This window comes from Dyella japonica A8 (genome assembly GCF_000725385.1).
Lineage (GTDB): Bacteria > Pseudomonadota > Gammaproteobacteria > Xanthomonadales > Rhodanobacteraceae > Dyella > Dyella japonica_C.
The window spans coordinates 2975051-2990292 of record NZ_CP008884.1 but is presented as its reverse complement, the minus strand read 5'-3'; the positions used below and the strand labels follow the sequence as shown (position 1 = coordinate 2990292).

Here is a 15242-nt window from a genome sequence, read left to right as displayed (position 1 = left end):
GTCACTGCGAGCGCGGATCACTGCCCGAGTGTGGCGAGTTCTGGCACAGGCGCTGGAGTGCCCCGGCATCCAGCAGGCGCACCGTGCGGCCGGTGACGTCGACCCAGCCTCGCGCACGGAACCGGCCAAATACCCGGCTCACCGTTTCGGCCGCCAGCCGCAGATAGTTCGCCATGTCCCTGCGCGACATCGTCAGGCGCATGACATGGAGCTTCCCGCTGCCGGCAGGGTCGCGGCGCGTCAGATCGAGCAGGAAGGACGCCACGCGCTCCTCGGCGTTGAGGTCACCCGCCAACTGGCTCGCACGCCCCAGTTCGCGACTGACCAGCCGAAGAAGCTGCTGCTGAACGGCGGGCATCCGCGATGACAACGACAACACGTCATGGAACGACAAGCGGCAGAACTCGGAGGACTCCAGCGCCACGACGTCGCCGGGATGACAGTCCAGGTGGATCGCATCGAGCCCGATCAGTTCGCCCGGCAGATGGAAGCCAAGCACCTGTTCGCGCCCGTCGCTGGCAACGACGAACGCCTTGACGCCTCCCTTGCGGACCATGTGCACCTCGCGCAAGGCGTCACCACGCCGGATCACGACATCGCCGGCACCGCAGGACCACGCACGCCCCAGCCCATCGGCGCGCATCTCGGGCGACTGCTCCAGCGTCGCCAGGCAACTGCCGGCAAACGCACAATCCAGGCAAGGTGGCAATGGATCCGTGGTCGTCGATGGCTGCCGCCGGTGCGGCTTCGGGCGCTGTCGCTTGCCGATGGATGGCGCGTGCCCATGCTCGCGTTGCGCCAACGCCTCGCCGTCGGCATGAACGACGTCGCCGGGCACGCCTGGATGTCCGTTGTGGGAAAGCCTGTGCATCGTGGCCCCGTCCCCGCCGTCCCCTGTGTGGCGACAGTAGCATATGGGTTGGCGCATCCGCGCTCCCGAGGCCAGCCAGCATCCGCCGGCCAGGGAGGCTGGCCCGGCGTGGCGCCGGCATGCCTATCCCGCGCCGGATATCGCCCTGGTCATGCCTGAGATCTGACGCAGATCAGGGCGTCGGATTGGCGGCGACGCGGACACTACGGCCCCGGCGCACCGCGCGGGCATCCAGCACATCATGCAAACCACACCTTCACCCACGGCCGGGACGTCCGGCTCCACCTTCCTCCTGCTGGCCGCGCCGCACCGGGCGATGTTCTTCATCGGCGCCACGCTGCTGGTCACCGGCATGGGCTGGTGGCTGTGGATGTTGCTGGCGCCGTGGCTTGGCTGGCCGGCTGCCGCACAGCCGATGCCGGCCGTGTGGATGCATGGTTTCCTGATGCAATACGTCACCCTCGCCCCTTTCGTGATGGGCTTCCTGCTCACCGTGTTTCCGCGCTGGATGAACGTGGCAGTGGTGCCACGCCGCGTCTACGCCGCCGTGTTCGGCCTGATGCTCACCGGTGCGGCCCTGGTGCTGTCGGCCGCGTGTGGCGCGCCGCGCATGTTGCCGGCGGGGCTGGCTGCCATGCTGCTGGGCTGGCTCATCGCGACAGGGACACTGGCGGACCGGCTGCGACAGCACGGCTTTCGCGACACCTGGGCACGCTCCGCCTGGTGCGCGCTGGCCATGGGTGCGGCGGGGCTCTTCCTGGTGCTGTGCGCCAGTCTTGGGGCGCCGCCTGCATGGGTGGCAACGGCCAACCGCATCGCCACGTTCGGCTTCCTGCTGCCCATGTACTTCACGGTCGCCCATCGCATGGTGCCGTTCTTCTCGGGCAACGTGGTGCCAGGCTACCGCGTGGTCCGGCCGGCCTGGTCACTCTGGGCGCTGTGGGTGCTGTGCCTTGCCCACCTGGTGCTGGACCTGTCCGGCCTGAGCGCATGGCGCTGGCTGCCGGACGCCTCCCTGACCGCGCTGCTGCTGTGGCAGTGGGTGGCGTGGCAACCGTGGAAGGCCCGCCGGCCCGGGCTGCTGCTGGTGCTCTACATCGCACTGGCGTGGTTGCCGCTGTCGTTCCTGCTGTACACCGTCGACAGCCTGCATGTGCTGGCGACCGGTATCGACTCGCGCGCGGTGGCGCCGCTGCATGCGCTGACCATTGGCTTTTTCAGCGCCATGCTGGTGGCGATGGTCACGCGCGTGACCCACGGCCACTCCGGCCGGCCGCTCGCCATGGGCGCGATTCCCTGGCTGGCCTTTCTTGGCATGCAGCTCACGGCCTTGATTCGCGTGGCGGCGGAATACACTACACAGCCGTGGCCCTGGTATATCGCCGCGGCAACGCTCTGGCTGCTCGCCCTCATCCCTTGGGTGGCGCGCTCGCTATGGATCTATCTCACCCCACGGCGCGATGGCGCGCCCGGCTGACAGGCTTCACATTCACGTATCCGCTTATGGCTCTCTTTCCTACTGCCAACGAGGTCGGCATCGCGACGCTGGTCGACCGCTTCTACGACAAGGTCCGCGCCGATGCGGAGCTTGGTCCGGTGTTCAACACGGCCGTGCACGACTGGACCGAGCACAAGCACACGCTGCGGGATTTCTGGTCGTCCGTGATCCTGCGCACGGGCCGCTACCACGGCAACCCGATGGGCGTGCACCGCGCCTTGCCCGCGTTTCCGCAGATGCTGTTCCACCGCTGGCTGGCGCTGTGGCGCGAAACCGCCCGCGAGGTCTTCGAGCCGCCGGCGGCCGAGCTTTTCATCGCCACGGCCGAACGCATTGCGCAGAGCATCAGCATAGGCATTGGCCAGGGCAAGCTGACCGTGGAGCACCCCTCGCGGATCCTGGGCCCGCTGCACATCACCTCGTAATGCCGCGCTGAGCCGCCACCCACTCCCACCCGCGACATATCGCCGGAAACGGGAGTACACTTTACAAATGAGAATTACTCGCGTTTGTAGAGTCATCCCGGCGTGGCTGATCGCGCTGCTCCTGATCGGGCTGGCCCTGCCGACCGCGCGGGCGCAACAAGGCACCACTGATCCCGCCGCCAGCGTGCCGCAGACCTGGCAGATGCTGGATTACCTCGCGGCGGACTATGCCGGCGCCGTCAGGAACGGTGAAGTCGTCAGCGCGTCGGAATATGCCGAGATGCGCGAGTTTGCGCGCCACGCCCGCGAACGCGTGCTGGCGCTGCCACCATCGCCGGCCACGCCCGCGCTGCATGAACAGGCCGACCAGCTGGTGGCGCTCATCGATGCGAAGGCTCCCGAGGCCGACGTGTCACGGCAGGCACATGCGCTGACGGACACCCTGCTCCAGGCCTACCCCATTCCAACCGCGCCGGGCCGCACACCCGACCTCGCACGCGGTGCGTCGATCTACCAGGCGCAATGCGCGGCCTGCCACGGGGCCACCGGACACGGCGACGGCCCGGCCGGGCTGCCGCTCTCCCCCCGCCCGATCGATTTCACCAACACCACGCGCGCCGACCAGCGCAGCGCGCTCTCGCTGTACGAAGTGATCACGCAGGGCGTGACCGGCACCCCGATGGCCAGCTACGCGCAGACCCTCTCAGCCGACGACCGCTGGTCGCTGGCGTACTACGTGGGCACGCTGGCGTATCCCACACCAGGCTCGCAGGGCGAACAGGCGTGGCGGGACGATCCACGCGCCCGTGGCGCCATCGCCTCGCCGAACGAACTGGCCCGCGCCCGCGTCGCCGGCCTCGCCGACACGCTGGGCGATACGCAGGCGCGCCTCATCATCGGCTACCTGCGTGGGCATCCCGAAGCGATCCACGAGGCGCTCACCGGCCTATCGCTGGCACGCGTCCGCCTGGCGGACAGCCTGGAGGCCCATCGCCATGGCAAGAGTGAAGAGGCCAGGCAACTCGCCCTGTCCGCCTATCTCGACGGGGTCGAGCCGGTCGAGGCGCAACTGGATGCCCGCAACGCCTCGCTGCGGGCAAGCATCGAGACGGCGATGGGGGCGTACCGCACGACGCTGACGCGATCCCCGGACGACGATGCCGCCACCCGCCAGGCGCATGAAGTCGACAGCCTGCTGGGACGGGCGCAGACCCTGCTGTCCGGAACATCAGCCAGCCCGATGACCACCTTCGTGGGCGCACTCACCATCCTGGTGCGCGAGGGGCTGGAGGCCCTGCTGGTCGTCGTCGCCCTGCTGGCCTTCCTGCGCAAGGCCGACCGGCATGACGCCACGCGTTACGTGCATGCGGGCTGGGCACTCGCCCTGCTGGCGGGCGCGGTGACATGGGCGGCCGCCAGTTATGCCATTTCGATCAGCGGCGCCAGCCGCGAGCTGACCGAGGGGCTGTCGTCCCTGTTCGCCGCCGCCGTGCTGCTGGGCGTAGGCTTGTGGATGCACCAGAAGAGCATCGGTGGCCGCTGGCAGTCCTACCTGAAGGCGAAGATGGCGACCGCCCTGAACCGTCGCTCGGCCTGGTTCGTGTTCGGCCTGACCTTCATCTCGGTCTATCGCGAAGTCTTCGAAACCATCCTGTTCTACACAGCGCTGTGGAACGAGGGCCAGGGCCTCTGGCTGTTCGCCGGGCTCGCCGCCGGCGCAGTCATCCTGGGGGTGATCGCCTGGGTGTTGCTGCGTACCAGCCAGCGCCTCCCGCTGGGGCTGTTCTTCTCCGTCAGCTCGCTGGTGATCGCCGTGCTGGCCATCGTGCTGACCGGCAAGGGCGTGGCGGCACTACAGGAGGCCGGCTGGGCCGCCGTTACCGTGGCGCCGGCGCCATCCATCGACCTGCTGGGGATCTACCCCACGTGGCAGTCGCTGCTGGCGCAGCTCGCGGTAGCCCTGATGCTCGCCACCGGTTTCGCCGTCAATCGCTGGCGGGCGCGCACCGCCTGAGCGGGCGCGATCAGCGAATCAGCAAAGCCAGCTTGTGCGGGCGCCCGTTCCACTCGGCCGCGTCGGGCATGGCAGGGATCCTGGCCGAGATGACCGGCCACTGCTTCGCCAGCTCGGCATTCAAGGCCAGGAGGGGCTCCTGTCCCGCCGGCACGTCGTCCTCCGCATAGATGGCCCCCACCGGGCACTCGTCGACGCATAGCGTGCAGTCGATGCATTCATCGGGGTCGATCACCAGGAAGTTGGGGCCCTCGTGGAAGCAATCCACCGGGCAGACCTCGACGCAGTCGGTGTGCTTGCAGTTGATGCAGTTCTCGGTGACGACATGGGTCATGGCGGCTCTCGCGCGAAATCCACGCGAGCTTGCCCCGCCTGCCCGGCGCCGGCCCTGACGGGGGTCAAAAACCGCTCCCGGGCACCACGGCCGCGCCAAGTCATTGACCCGGATCGACTGCGTCAAAACGTCTGACAGGCATAACAGCCATGGCCTACAAAAATTGACTTAGGTCATCGATATGCGACGACCCTGCGGCGCACCATCGCGCCATCGTCCAGGGTGAACCCATATGCCGAATACCGAGTATTACGACGACAAGGTCGTACGCCTGTTCCTGTTGGCAGCGGCGGTGTGGGGCATCATCGGCATGTCGGTCGGCGTGTACGCCGCCGCCGAGCTGATGTGGCCCGCCCTCAACTTCGACATTCCCTGGCTGACCTTCAGCCGCATCCGGCCTGACCATACCTTTGGCGTGATCTTCGCCTTCGGCGGCTCCGCGCTGATGGGCACCTGCTACTACGTCGTGCAGCGCACCGGCCACACGCGCCTTGCCATGCCACGGCTGGCCGAACTCACCTTCTGGGGCTGGCAACTGGTCTGCGTGCTGGCGATGACCACGATGCCGCTGGGCATCACACAGAGCAAGGAATACGCCGAACCCGAATGGTTCGTCGACATCCTGATCGCGGTGGTATGGGTCTCGTTCGGCGCGGTGTTCTTCGCCACGCTGGCGCGCCGCCGCATCAAGCACATCTACGTGGCGAACTGGTACTACGGCGCGTTCATCATCGCCGTGGGCCTGCTGCATATCGTCAACAACATTGCGCTGCCGATCAGCCTGACCAAGTCCTACCCGGTCTATTCGGGCGTGGTCGATGCCATGGTGCAGTGGTGGTACGGCCACAACGCGGTAGCGTTTTTCCTCACCGCCGGCTTCCTGGGCATGATGTATTACTTCGTGCCGCGCCAGGCGCAGCAGCCGCTGTGGAGCTACCGCTTCTCCATCGTCAATTTCTGGGCGCTGATCTCGGTGTACATGTGGGCCGGCTCGCACCACCTGATGTACACCGCCCTGCCCGACTGGGTGCAGTCGGTGGGCATGGCTTTCTCGCTGATCCTGCTGATGCCGAGCTGGGGCTCCGCCGCCAACGGCCTGTTCACCTTCAACGGCTCGTGGGCGCGACTGAAGAACGATGCCGCCGCCAAGTTCATGGTGATGTCGCTGGTGTTCTACGCCGCCGCCACCTTCGAAGGCTCGATGATGGCGATCAAGACGGTGAACTCGCTGTCGCACTACACCGACTGGACCATCGCCCACGTGCACTCGGGTTCCATCGGCTGGGTGGCGATGATCACCATCGGCTCGCTCTACGCCATGGCGCCGCGCGCGCTGGGCCGTCCGGAGATGTATTCGCAGAAGGCCATGGAGCTGCACTTCTGGCTGCACATCATGGGCCTGCTGCTTTACATCGGCTCGATGTGGACCGCAGGCGTCACCGAGGGCCTGATGTGGCGCGCCACCAATGCCGACGGCTCGCTCACCTATTCGTTCCTCGACAGCCTGATCGCGATCAAGCCGATGTACCTGATCCGCTGGATGGGCGGCCTGCTGGTGCTCTCGGGCATGGTGGTGATGGCCTGGAACCTGTGGCACACGGCGGCCGATGCGCGTGCCCGCATCATCAAGCCCATTCCCGTTCCCATTCCCGAGCCCGAGCCGGACCAGATTCCTGCTCCGTTGCCGGCGGCGGGTTGAGGAGCGCGATCATGGCCTATCGACACTTTGAAGCTATCGAGAAGCACGCCGGCCTGCTCGGCATCCTTACCGCCGTGATGGTGTCCATCGGCGGCCTCGCCGAAATCACCCCGTTGTTCATGCGCGCGCACGAGGTGCATGCGCCCTCCGGCGTGAAGCCTTATGACCCGCTGCGACTGGCGGGCCGGGACATCTACGTACGCGAGGGCTGCTACCTCTGCCACTCGCAAATGATCCGGGCCCTGCGCGCCGAAACGGAACGCTACGGCCATTACTCCATCGCCGAGGAATCGGTGTACGACCGGCCGTTCCAGTGGGGCTCCAAGCGCACCGGCCCGGACCTGGCGCGCGTGGGCGGCAAGTATTCGGACCAGTGGCATGTGCTGCACCTGATGAATCCACGCCAGGTGGTGCCGGAATCGAACATGCCCGGTTATCCGTGGCTGGCCAAGACGCCGCTGGACGCCTCGGACATCCAGGCGCGCATGCGCGGCCTGCGCAAGCTGGGTGACCCCTATTCGGATGCCGACATCGCCGGTGCGCCCGACGCCGTCAAGGACAAGACCGAACTCGACGCACTGGTGGCCTACCTGCAAGGCCTGGGCATCAAGAACGAACCGACCGGTACGTCATCCGGTACGGCAGCCACCGACGGAGGCGAGCCATGAACGAACTGTGGGGACACCTCACCGGCGTGATCATTGTGGTGATCATGGTCGCCTTCATCTGCATCTGGGCATGGGCGTGGAGCGGACATCACCGCCGCACGTTCTCGCGCATGGCGGCCCTGCCCATGGAAGACGACCCTCCGCCGGGCCACGCCGCACCCGCCCCTGCCAAGGACGCCGACGCATGAGCCTGTTCTGGTCGCTGTGGATCATGCTGTTGGTGGTGCTGAACCTGGGCATCACCTTCTTCCTCTACCTGTGGGCGCCACGCGCGAAGATTCCCGTGCGCGAGGACGGCACCAGCGGACACGTCTGGGCCCATGGCGTGCTGCGCGAAGGCGTGCACCGCCTGCCGACGTGGTGGGTGGTGATGTCTGGCGCGATGTTCGTCAGCGGCTTCATCTACCTCGCGCTGTTTCCCGGCTTTGGCGCCTTCAAGGGCCTGCTGCACTGGACCTCGCATGGTGAACTGGCGGAGAACGCCGCCGCCAACAACGCCAGGCTGGACGAACTGATGAAGCGCTTCTCGCTTTATCCCATCGAACAGCTGTCGAACGATGCGGAGGCGCAGCAACTCGGCAAGCGGTTGTTCCAGGACAACTGCGCGGCGTGCCACGGCCGCGCCGGCAAGGGCAACCAGTTGCTGGGCGCACCCGACCTCACCGACAGCGACTGGCTGTACGGCGGCGAAGGCAAGGACATCTACACCTCCATCCACGACGGCCGCAGCGGCGTCATGCCGCCATGGGCCAGCCTGGGCGAGGACAACGTGAAGAACCTCGCCCAGTACGTGCTGAGCCTGTCCGGCCGCCCGCACGACGAGAAAGCCGCCGAGGCCGCCAAGCCGCTGTTCGCTACCTGCGCTGCCTGCCACGGCCCGGACGGCAAGGGCAACACGGCGCTGGGCGCACCCAACCTGACCGACCAGATCTGGCTGCATGGCGGCTCGCTCAACGACATCGAAACCAGCATCCGCGACGGACGCACCGGACATATGCCCGCCTGGAGCCCGCGCCTGACGGATGACCAGATCCGCGTCCTGGCCGCCTACGTGTATCACCTCTCCCGCACGGATCATGAGCCGTCGCCATGACCTTGCCGCCGATACCGGTGACCGCTGGTATCGGCAGCCCATCCTGTGGCTGGGCGCCGCTATTTTCGCAGCGTCGCTGGCCGGCTGCGTGTGGATGATCGTGCTCGGCGCGCACCATGCGGATGACCCCGTGGACGCGCCGTCGCCGCTGATGGGCGTGCCATCCACCACGCACGACCATCGCCCGGCCAAGCCATGAACACCTACGACGTGTGGTCGCACCCGCAGCTTGCGGCACAGGTCATCCGTCCACGCCGGGATGGCCGGCAGGAGGCCGTGTTCCGCCTCGCCTCGCTGCAGGACGCACGGCAGATCATGCAGCTCGACCAGATGCTGCACGCCCTGCCCGGCGTCCAGCGCGTACGCATCGATGCCGCCTCGCGCCGCGCACACGTGATCTGGGATGGTGCGCGCACCACCCTGCCCGCGCTGCTGCGCAGTTTCGAAAGCATGCGCTGCCCCGCGCAGCCGCTGGGCAAGGACGTGGCGGACGACACCCAGGCCCGCGAAGCGCGCGACCTGCTCAAGCGCCTGCTGGTGGCCGGCATGTTCGCCATGCAGGTGATGACCTATGCCTTCGTGATCTACCTGGGCGTAGTGGATTTCGTCGACTTCACCACCCGGGGCCTGTTCCGCTGGCTCGGGTTCCTGTCGTCCGTGCCGGTCGTTTTCTACGGCGCGCATCCGTTCACCCGCGGTGCGCTGAAGGAAATCCGCAGCGGCCGGCTCGGCATGAACATTCCCATTGCCGCGGCGGTATGGCTGGTGTTCCTGGCCAGCGCGCTCAACACCCTGCGCGGCCAGGGCGAGATCTATTTCGACTCGATCACCATGTTTGTCTTCCTGCTGCTGGCGGCGCGCTATGTCGAGCTGCGCGCCGAGCACCGGAATACGGCGCTGGGCGATGCCGTGTCCGACGGCACGCCCCTGCTCGCGCAACGACGCCGTGCCGACGGCATGCTCGAACTGATGCCGGCCATGGAACTGCTGCCCGGCGACTACGTGCACGTCGCCGACGGCGCCGCCGTGCCAGCGGATGGCGTACTGGAGAGCGAGGCCGTGCAGGTCGACGAATCCTTGCTTAGCGGCGAGTCGCTGCCGGTGACCCGCCGCCGCGGGGAACGCCTGACCGCCGGCAGCATCGTGATCGATGGCCCGGCGCAATTGCGTGTCGAGCGCAGCGGCAAGCACACGGCAGCCGCACGCATCGGCGCGTTGAGCGCACGCACGCGGCTGGCGCGCGAAGCGGCCGCCCGCGTGGATCATGCCGACCTGCGCCGCTTCGTCGGACGCGTCCTGCTGCTGACGCTGCTGACGGCGGCGGGGTGGCTGGCCGTCAATCCGTCCCGCGCGTTCGAATCGACCATCGCCGTCCTGGTCATCGCCTGCCCCTGCGCCTTCGCGCTCAGTGCGCCAAGCGCACTGGTGCGGGCCCTCGGCGTCCTCGCCCAGCGCGGCGTGCTGGTGGTCGACGGCGCGGCACTTGAAACCCTGGCCCGCGTCGATGTGGCCGTGTTCGACAAGACGGGCACGCTGACGACGCCGCGCGTCGATCTGGCCGCGGCACGCGTGCACCGCCCCGGCATCTCCTCGTGGGCCGGCTGGGCCGGCGCCCTCGCCGCGCAAAGCGCCCACCCCATGGCGAAGGCCGTGAGCGCTGCCACGGGCGGCGACCACGCAGGCCGTGCACACCACGTCTCCATCCTTTCCGGCAGCGGCATCACCGGGGAAATCGACGGCCACACCCTGCACCTCGGCCGCGCCATGGAGCGGACGGACAGCGAGGATCTTTGCCTCTCCGACGATCGCGGATTGCTGGCAACGCTGAGCGTGGACGAAACCGTGCGCGCCGATGCCGTCGCCACGCTGCACGAGTTGCGCGCCGACGGCGTCGATACGGTGATCGCCAGCGGCGATGCCCCGTCGCGCGTTGCCGTCGCCGCAGCCAACCTCGGCGTGCGCGAAGCCCATGCGCGGCAGACACCGCTGAACAAGCTCGCGCTGCTGAAGCGCAAGAAGGCACAAGGCCATATCACGCTAGCTGTAGGCGACGGCAACAACGACGCCCCCATCCTCGCTGCCGCCGACGTCTCCGTGGCACTGGCTTCCGGCACGGAACTGGCCCAGGCCAACGCGGACCTGCTGCTGTTGCACGGCAGGCTGGGCGGCCTGGCCGAGGCTCGCCAGATCGCGCGGGAAGTACGCACCGTCGTGGCACAAAGCCGTCGCTGGTCACTGGCCTACAATCTGTGCGCCGTGCCGTTCGCCGCCTTCGGCCTGGTTCCGCCATGGCTGGCCGCCATCGGCATGTCGGCCAGTTCGCTGGCCGTGGTAATCAATGCGCTGCGGGTGGGCCGGACCGGTGCACGCAGCGGGACCCAGGCATGAACATCATCCTCGTGCTCATCCCCGTCACGTTCATGATCGTGGCCGTGGCCATAGGCGTGTTCTTCTGGGCGGCCAACCACCAGCAGTTCGACGACCTGGAAAGCCCCGGCGTGCTTCCGCTGATGGAGGAGCGCGATGCGAACGTGGCGGCCCAGCCCGCGGACGAGCCGGAACCCGCCAAGGATGGGTTCACGCCGCCGCCGTAAGCTGGCAGAGCGAATAGCCGGTTTCGCGCAATGCATCCACTTCCTGCAGGTGCACGCGGCGCCCATGGATGCTCACCCACTGCTTTTCGCGGAAGCGGCCGATCACGCGGCTCACCGTCTCCGGTGCCAGGCGCAGGTAGCTGGCGATGTCGCTGCGTGACATGGCCAGCCGGAACACGGTTGCCGACTGCCCGCGACGGGCGAAACGGTCGCCCAGGTCCAGCAGGAATGCCGCCACGCGCTCGTCGGCCGTATGGTCGCCGGCCAACAGGCTGGCCACGCCAAGCTCCCGGCTCAGCATGCGGAACAGGTGCTGCTGCACCACCGGCAACGCCGTCGCCAGGGTGCTCATCGCCGGAAAAGCGAGATGACAGAAGGACGAGCGCTCCAGTGCGATCGCGTCGCAGGGGTAGCTTTCCGGATAGATGCCATTGAGCCCCACCACATCGCCCGGCAGGTAGAAACCCAGCACCTGCTCGCGCCCGTCACGCGTGAAGACGGAAGTCTTCACACTGCCCGAGCGAACCGCATAAATCGCGCGAAACGGCTCGCCCCGGCGAAACACGTGCTTTCCGCTGTCCACCATGGGCACGTGCTCCACCACGCACTGCAGCGCCGCCAGCTCCTGCTTCCCATAACCCTCGCCCTCACAGGCGCTGGCGAAGGCACAGCTGGTGCAGAACCGCACGGCATCGCCCTCCTGGCCGGCCGTGCCTTCGGGAACACGGGGAATACTCAGCAGCGGGCTATGCATAACGTGCTCAGGTGCGGGGTTGGGGATGCCTCATTTTATGGATTGAGGCAGCGCAAACGGCGCATGCGTCCCGATGTCGCGGCCGCCGGATCGCCATCAATGGAAATCGCGCGAGCGGCTATCGAGCGCGCCCAGCAACTCGCTCAGGTCATGCAGCCGATGCGCGATGAGATGACTCACGCCATCGACGTGTTCCCACCGGCCGTCCACGCCCAACAGGCGTGATTCGAGGAAGATGCGCCGCTGGCGTTCGGCCACGTGGCTCCACACCACCACGTTGATGGGGCCGAACTCGTCTTCCAGGGTGATGAAGGTGACACCGCTGGCGGTTTGCGGCCGCTGCCGCTGCGTGACCAGGCCAGCCGCCCGCACGTGGCTGGCATGCGGCCGGTGCTGCAGGCTGCGCGAATCCACGCATTGCGCCGCGCGCAGGCGCGCACGGATCTGCTGCAGGGGATGCGGCCCAAGGCTGAGCCCCATGCGGGCGTAGTCCGCCAGCGTGTTCTCGCCTTGCGACGGTGGCGGCAGGGCCACATCGTCTTCCTGCGGACTGGTGTTGCCGAACAGCGGCAACTGCGCCTCGATGCCAGCCATCGCCCAGCGCGCGCGATGACGATGGCCGGCCAGTCCACGCAACGCATCCGCTTCGGCCAGTGCCTCCTGCTGATGGCGATTGAGTCCGGCACGGGCACACAGGTCGGCCACGTCGCTGAAGGGACGCCGGGCACGCGCGATCATCAACTGTTCCATCACCTCCTGCCGGCAGCCACGCACCTGCCGGAACCCCAGGCGCAACGCAAAGCCGCCGCGCGAGGAAGGGTCGTCTTCCAGCGCGTTGTCCCAGCCGCTGTAACGCACGTCCACCGGCCGCACCTTGATGCCGTGGCGCTGCGTGTCCTGCACGATCTGGCTGGGGCCGTAGAACCCCATCGGCTGCGCATTGAGCAGCGCACACATGAAGGCCGCGCGGTAATGGCATTTGAGCCAGCAGCTGGCATACACCAGCAGGGCGAAGCTCGCCGCATGGCTCTCGGGAAATCCGTAGGAGCCGAAGCCCTTGATCTGTTCAAACAGGCGCGCGGCGAACTCCGGCGTGAAGCCATTCTTCAGCATGCCTGCCATCAGCCGCTGGCGATGGATTTCCATATCGCCATTGCGCCGCCACGCCGCCATCGAACGGCGCAACTGGTCCGCCTCGCCCGGCGTGTATTCGGCGGCCTCGATGGCCAGCTTCATCACCTGTTCCTGGAACAGCGGCACGCCCAGGGTACGCTCGAAGACGCTGCGCAGCTTTTCCGAGGGATAGGTCACCTCCTCCTCGCCGCGCTTGCGGCGCAGGTACGGATGCACCATGTCGCCCTGGATGGGCCCGGGGCGCACGATGGCCACCTGGATCACCAGGTCGTAGAAATTTTGCGGCCGATGCCTTGGCAGCATGGCCATCTGCGCGCGCGACTCGATCTGGAATACGCCAATGGTGTCTGCCGCCTGGATCAATCGATAGGTATCCGGATCTTCCTTGGGCATCGAGGCCAGCGTTTCGACGCGGCCATGATGAACCTCCAGCAGCGCCAGGCATTTTCGGATGCAGGTCAGCATGCCCAGCGCCAGGCAATCGACCTTCAGCAAGCGCATGGTGTCCAGGTCATCCTTGTCCCATTGGATGATGGTGCGGTCGGGCATGGATGCGTTTTCCACCGGCACCAGATGCGACAGCGGCTGATCGGAAATGACGAAGCCGCCGACGTGCTGCGACAGGTGGCGCGGAAAGCCGATCAATTCCGCCGTCAATGCAATCACCCGGCGCAGCAGCGGGCTTTCGGGATCGAAGCCGCGCTCGCGCAGGCGATCGTCCACCGGGTCGTCTCCGTCCTGCCAGGCGAAGGTGCGCGACAGCAGGTCGATCTGGTCGGACGGCAAGCCCAGCACACGCGCCACATCACGCACAGCGCTGCGGCCACGGTAAGAGATCACCGTGGCGGCCAGCGCGGCACGCTCGCGGCCGTACTTCTCGTAGATGTGCTGGATGACCTCCTCACGCCGCTCGTGCTCGAAGTCGATGTCGATGTCAGGCGGTTCGTTGCGCTCGGCGGAGATGAAGCGCTCGACCAGCAGCGTGGTGGTGGCCGGGTCCACTGCCGTGACGCCCAGCGCATAGCACACGGCCGAGTTGGCCGCCGAACCGCGCCCCTGACAAAGAATGTCCTTGCTGCGCGCGAAGGACACGATTTCGTGCACGGTGAGGAAATACGACTCGTACTGCAGCTTCTTGACCAGATCCAGCTCGTACTCGACCTGATCCCTCACCTTCTTCGGCTCGCCCTGCGGCCAGCGCCATTTCAGGCCTTCCTCCGTCAGATGCCGCAGCCAGGTGGTCGGCGTTTCGCTCTCTGGCACCAATTCGGCGGGATAGCGATAGTTGATGTCGGTCATCACAAAGTGGCAGCGCTCGGCGATGCGCACGCTTTCGGCCAGCAGTTCCGCCGGATAGATCGCCGACAAGGCCTCGCGCGTGCGCAGGTGCCGCTCGCCATTGGGAAACAGCAGGTCGCCAGCATCGGCCACGGTGCGGTGATGGCGGATGGCTGTCATCACATCCTGCAGGGCGCGGCGGCGGCGCACATGCATGTGTACGTCGCCTGCCGCCACCATCGGCAACGCCAGTGCTGCAGCAAGCGCACGCAGCGCGTCGAAGCGGCGCGCGTCATCCGGCCCGTGGTGCAGCTCGACGGCCAGCCATAGGCGGCCATCGAACAAGGTCTTCAGCCAGGCACCATGCTCCTGCCCCGAGTCATCCTGCGGCAGCCACAGCGCCAGGGTACCCGGCAGGCCACCGGCAAAGTCATCGCGCGTCACGCGATACGAACCCTTTTCGGCCACGCGCCGCCCGCGGGTGATCAAGGCGCATAGCGCGGTGTAGCCCTGCAGGTTCTCGCACAGCAGCACCAGCTTCGGGCCATCCTCGACCTGGAACTCGGCGCCGACGATCAGGGGAAGGCCGGTGTCGCGCGACGCCTCGTAGGCGCGCACGATGCCGGCCAGCGAGCATTCGTCGGTGATGGCCAGCGCGCGATAACCACAATCCTTCGCCCGTTCGAACAACTCACGCGCGCTCGACGCGCCACGCTGGAACGAAAAATTCGACAGGCAATGGAGTTCGGCGTAGTCGTTCATGCACAACCCCACAACACTTGACTTCGTCATTCCCGCGAAAGCGGGAATCACGTAGTCTGCCTTGAAGTGCAATGATTCCCGCTTTCGCGGGAATGACGGTTTCTTTGAGGACACACGC

Annotated in this window: 15 protein-coding genes; 11 read left to right on the top strand and 4 right to left on the bottom strand. The window is 67.0% G+C overall.

Annotated features, from left to right (window positions below; translation table 11 throughout):
• Position 1: 1 nt before the first annotated feature.
• Positions 2 to 871, bottom strand: coding sequence for a helix-turn-helix domain-containing protein (locus HY57_RS12555; RefSeq protein ID WP_100218286.1), 870 nt, complete (start codon positions 869 to 871; stop codon positions 2 to 4).
• Between the two features lie 43 nt (positions 872 to 914).
• On the opposite strand from HY57_RS12555, the gene HY57_RS22225 reads away from it, so the two are divergent.
• The 4 genes from HY57_RS22225 to HY57_RS12540 all read left to right on the top strand — a co-directional run bounded on the left by HY57_RS22225 (position 915) and on the right by HY57_RS12540 (position 4808).
• The gene (locus HY57_RS22225) at positions 915 to 1037 is read left to right on the top strand and encodes a hypothetical protein (RefSeq protein WP_019467222.1); all 123 of its coding nucleotides are present in this window, start codon (positions 915 to 917) and stop codon (positions 1035 to 1037) included.
• 75 nt (positions 1038 to 1112) lie between these two features.
• Positions 1113 to 2348: an NnrS family protein gene (locus HY57_RS12550; protein ID WP_019467223.1), complete on the top strand. Its 1236-nt coding sequence runs from the start codon at positions 1113 to 1115 to the stop codon at positions 2346 to 2348.
• Between the two features lie 26 nt (positions 2349 to 2374).
• Complete coding sequence (locus tag HY57_RS12545) at positions 2375 to 2794, top strand: group III truncated hemoglobin (RefSeq protein ID WP_019467224.1); 420 nt, start codon at positions 2375 to 2377, stop codon at positions 2792 to 2794.
• Between the two features lie 67 nt (positions 2795 to 2861).
• Positions 2862 to 4808 carry an FTR1 family protein gene (locus HY57_RS12540; protein ID WP_081500749.1) on the top strand — a complete coding sequence of 649 codons (1947 nt, stop codon included), beginning with the start codon at positions 2862 to 2864 and terminating at the stop codon, positions 4806 to 4808.
• Positions 4809 to 4818: 10 nt separating this feature from the next.
• On the opposite strand, the gene fdxA is transcribed toward HY57_RS12540, so the two are convergent.
• Positions 4819 to 5142 carry a ferredoxin FdxA gene (gene fdxA, locus HY57_RS12535; protein ID WP_019467226.1) on the bottom strand — a complete coding sequence of 108 codons (324 nt, stop codon included), beginning with the start codon at positions 5140 to 5142 and terminating at the stop codon, positions 4819 to 4821.
• A 232-nt stretch (positions 5143 to 5374) separates the two neighbouring features.
• On the opposite strand from fdxA, the gene ccoN reads away from it, so the two are divergent.
• Genes ccoN through ccoS form a run of 7 tightly spaced genes read left to right on the top strand, consistent with a single transcriptional unit; the run spans position 5375 to position 11196 of the window.
• On the top strand, positions 5375 to 6841 hold the full coding sequence (ccoN, locus tag HY57_RS12530; protein ID WP_019467227.1) for a cytochrome-c oxidase, cbb3-type subunit I: 1467 nt from the start codon (positions 5375 to 5377) through the stop codon (positions 6839 to 6841).
• Positions 6842 to 6852: 11 nt separating this feature from the next.
• On the top strand, positions 6853 to 7509 hold the full coding sequence (ccoO, locus tag HY57_RS12525) for a cytochrome-c oxidase, cbb3-type subunit II (RefSeq protein WP_019467228.1): 657 nt from the start codon (positions 6853 to 6855) through the stop codon (positions 7507 to 7509).
• Complete coding sequence (locus HY57_RS12520) at positions 7506 to 7697, top strand: cbb3-type cytochrome oxidase subunit 3 (protein ID WP_019467229.1); 192 nt, start codon at positions 7506 to 7508, stop codon at positions 7695 to 7697. The genes ccoO and HY57_RS12520 overlap by 4 nt, the downstream gene beginning before the upstream one ends.
• On the top strand, positions 7694 to 8602 hold the full coding sequence (gene ccoP, locus HY57_RS12515; RefSeq protein ID WP_019467230.1) for a cytochrome-c oxidase, cbb3-type subunit III: 909 nt from the start codon (positions 7694 to 7696) through the stop codon (positions 8600 to 8602). Before HY57_RS12520 ends, ccoP begins: the two co-directional genes overlap by 4 nt.
• A complete protein-coding gene (locus HY57_RS12510) occupies positions 8586 to 8801 on the top strand; it encodes a hypothetical protein (RefSeq protein WP_019467231.1) in 216 nt (71 codons plus the stop codon). The genes ccoP and HY57_RS12510 overlap by 17 nt, the downstream gene beginning before the upstream one ends.
• On the top strand, positions 8798 to 10990 hold the full coding sequence (locus HY57_RS12505) for a heavy metal translocating P-type ATPase (RefSeq protein ID WP_019467232.1): 2193 nt from the start codon (positions 8798 to 8800) through the stop codon (positions 10988 to 10990). The genes HY57_RS12510 and HY57_RS12505 overlap by 4 nt, the downstream gene beginning before the upstream one ends.
• Positions 10987 to 11196: a cbb3-type cytochrome oxidase assembly protein CcoS gene (gene ccoS / locus HY57_RS12500; protein ID WP_019467233.1), complete on the top strand. Its 210-nt coding sequence runs from the start codon at positions 10987 to 10989 to the stop codon at positions 11194 to 11196. The genes HY57_RS12505 and ccoS overlap by 4 nt, the downstream gene beginning before the upstream one ends.
• On the opposite strand, the gene HY57_RS12495 is transcribed toward ccoS, so the two are convergent.
• Positions 11180 to 11950 (bottom strand): helix-turn-helix domain-containing protein, encoded by a 771-nt coding sequence (locus HY57_RS12495; RefSeq protein WP_019467234.1) that lies wholly within the window; start codon positions 11948 to 11950, stop codon positions 11180 to 11182. The two genes, ccoS and HY57_RS12495, sit on opposite strands and share 17 nt — an antisense overlap.
• A gap of 96 nt (positions 11951 to 12046) precedes the next feature.
• A complete protein-coding gene (locus HY57_RS12490) occupies positions 12047 to 15124 on the bottom strand; it encodes an error-prone DNA polymerase (RefSeq protein ID WP_019467235.1) in 3078 nt (1025 codons plus the stop codon).
• Positions 15125 to 15242 lie beyond the last annotated feature (118 nt).